2 protein-coding genes are annotated in these 2,695 nt (G+C 35.4%); one reads left to right on the plus strand and one right to left on the minus strand.

The window, feature by feature from the left end; translation table 11 throughout:
- Positions 1 to 769: 769 nt before the first annotated feature.
- The gene (locus F6K22_RS38145; protein WP_293110071.1) at positions 770 to 901 is read right to left on the minus strand and encodes a hypothetical protein; all 132 of its coding nucleotides are present in this window, start codon (positions 899 to 901) and stop codon (positions 770 to 772) included.
- A 313-nt stretch (positions 902 to 1,214) separates the two neighbouring features.
- Between F6K22_RS38145 and F6K22_RS38150 the strand changes: the two genes are divergently transcribed.
- Positions 1,215 to 2,429 carry a methyltransferase gene (locus F6K22_RS38150; protein WP_293110073.1) on the plus strand — a complete coding sequence of 405 codons (1,215 nt, stop codon included), beginning with the start codon at positions 1,215 to 1,217 and terminating at the stop codon, positions 2,427 to 2,429.
- Positions 2,430 to 2,695: the final 266 nt, after the last annotated feature.

Here is a 2,695-nt window from a genome sequence, read left to right on the forward strand (position 1 = left end):
TAACTTTTCTAGAACTTCTGATAAAATTCCCAGTTAAATTTCATTGTTCATTAGATAATTCTTCTGGTGATATCAAATCCAGTAGCATTGGTGTAATTAGATAAAGAGGGTGGGGAGTGTGGGGAGTGTGGGGAGGTAGAGAGACGCAGAGATGAAGAAATATTTGGTAATGGTTGAAGATAGAACATTTTTTTATACCAAATTAAATCGATTTGATATGATATACCTAACTAAACTTATCCAGCAATAAACAAAGCTAACTGTTTATATTTATTAACAGTAATTCCTAGTGATTTTCTACTTAAAATCATCTCCATCCATTTAGTAAATTATTTAAAGTAGGGATTTTTAATCTCATCTAAAGATGAAACAAATAATGTATCATTTTTATTTAAGTCTTGGTATTTAAGTTGTGCACAGTAAATATCTAAAGCATTCTCTGTTGACCGAAAAAATTTAGTTTCAAGCCTCCTCCTTTAGGGGATAAAAAAAGAATATTCCTTATTTTCAAGCCTCCTGGTTCAGCGGTCGGTACTGATAACTGATAACTGAAATGACCACTATATAAGATTGATTAAGGTGCTATATAAAAAACCTTATCATTAGCACTCATAGTCAAATCATTTTTATAAAATTTCCAAATAGTGCTAAGACCTTGTTGAGCATCGACTACCTCATAACTCAAGTCTTCACCTTCACAAAAAAAGAAAGCTAGTATTGTAAGATTATTAAGTAAAGATTCTATAAATAGAGATTGTTTACGAGAATCCTACTGTTCAGAATCTATTTGATAATCAGGAATAAATAAATCTGCATTTTTCAACTTGTTCATAATAGTTTCTATACTTTCACTTTTAGTTTTTGTCCTGTCTTGTACTAAAGGCGAGAAAGAATTTATCATAATACCTATAGCAATACTAAATGATTTGTGAAAATTTTTAGAATAGTTAATATTAACCGAAAACCTTGAAAATTATGACTCATGACTCCTGAATCCTAACTACCACCAAAATATTACAACTGAAATAGGATTGCTATATAACTTGATATTAAAAATTGACGTAATTATTGTATCTTTGTAATAACCTTTTTCAAAATTAACACAGCAACACTAACAATAACTTACCAATTTATCCATTTACATTTAAAGAATTACAAATATAGCACTATAATTTTGAGCAAATATTATTTGCAACTATTAAACCCAAAACAAGATGAAAGATAAACTTGATATTAGTTCTGCCGTTGAGGGACTCTATGATACTTTTCCATTTCCTCCAGACCCTTTAGTAGATGAAGCACCTCCTGGATACAACTGGCGCTGGAGTTGGCCAGTAGCTTATAGTTTTTGCACTGGTCAAAAACCCGAAAAGCAAAATATTAGAATTTTAGATGCAGGGTGTGGTACCGGTTCTAGTACAGATTATTTAGTCCACCTCAACTCTCAAGCATCTGTAGTCGGAATAGATTTAAGTAGTGGCGCCCTACAAGTAGCAAAGGAAAGGTGTAGCCGTTCGGGAGCTTCGCGAGTAGAATTTCATCATCTCAGCATATATGATGTTGGCCAACTAGAGGGAGAATTTGACTTTATTAATTGTGTAGGGGTACTGCACCATTTACCTGACCCAATTCGAGGTATACAAAATCTAGCTTTGAAGTTAGCCCCTGGTGGAATTATGCACATCTTTGTTTATGCAGAGTTGGGGCGTTGGGAAATTAGTTTGATGCAGCAGGCGATCGCTATCCTTCAAGGTAATGAACGTGGTAACTACAAAGATGGAGTAAAAATCGGACGTCAAGTTTTTGCCTCTTTACCAGAGAATAACCGTCTTGTCAAATATGAAAAGGAAAGATGGTCTTTTGAAAATCAACGAGATGAGTGTTTTGCCGATATGTATGTCCATCCCCAGGAGATTGACTACAATATTGATACCCTGTTTGAGCTAATACAAGCATCAGGTTTAGAATTTCTCGGATTTTCCAATTGGCAATACTGGGATATAAAAAGACTTCTAGGAAAATCTCCTGAATTGATAGAAAGAGCAATAGGTTTGAATCACCAGGAACGTTATCGTTTGATTGAGTTATTAGACCCTCAAATTAGCCATTACGAATTTTTCTTAGGAAGACCACCTCTACAGAAATTTAATTGGTCTGACGATCACTTTCTCAGCGCAGCAATACCTGAATTAAGTCCTTGTATCCAGGGATGGCCGAGTGAAAATATATTTGATGGTGACTATAAATTGGTAAATTTGTCAAGGCAAGAATATGAATTTCTCCAAGCTTGTGATAATGGGGCAAATAGCAAATCTCGACCCACAGTAGGAGAGATATTGACAAATGTGCCAGTAGGACTAGAAACCGTGCGATCGCTTCAATCCCGACTTTTGATTTTACTGACTCCTGACTTGGCTGATAGTGTATGATTTGATTCTTTGTGTAATATCATTTCTCAAAAATAATGCTGTATTTGGAAGCTTTTCATTAATGGATAATGGATAATGGATAATGGATAATTACCTCTCCCTAAAAGGGAGAGGATTGACGCGGTAGGGAAAAAATTTATTTCTCAAAGGGAGATTGGAGGCAAGCGTTTGCGCTTCGCAAAGCTTCACTTTACATGTTGCGGAGCAAAACGCGTAGCGTCCCGGAGGGAATGGAGACCTCGCCATCCCATACTGACGGAATGCTC

Source organism: Okeania sp. SIO2F4, assembly GCF_010672385.1.
Lineage (GTDB): Bacteria > Cyanobacteriota > Cyanobacteriia > Cyanobacteriales > Microcoleaceae > Trichodesmium.

Bases quoted from the DNA above. Each gene is read 5' to 3' on its own strand.
- F6K22_RS38145 (WP_293110071.1), bottom strand. From the start codon at position 901: ATGATAAATTCTTTCTCGCCTTTAGTACAAGACAGGACAAAAACTAAA.
- F6K22_RS38150 (WP_293110073.1), top strand. From the start codon at position 1,215: ATGAAAGATAAACTTGATATTAGTTCTGCCGTTGAGGGACTCTATGAT.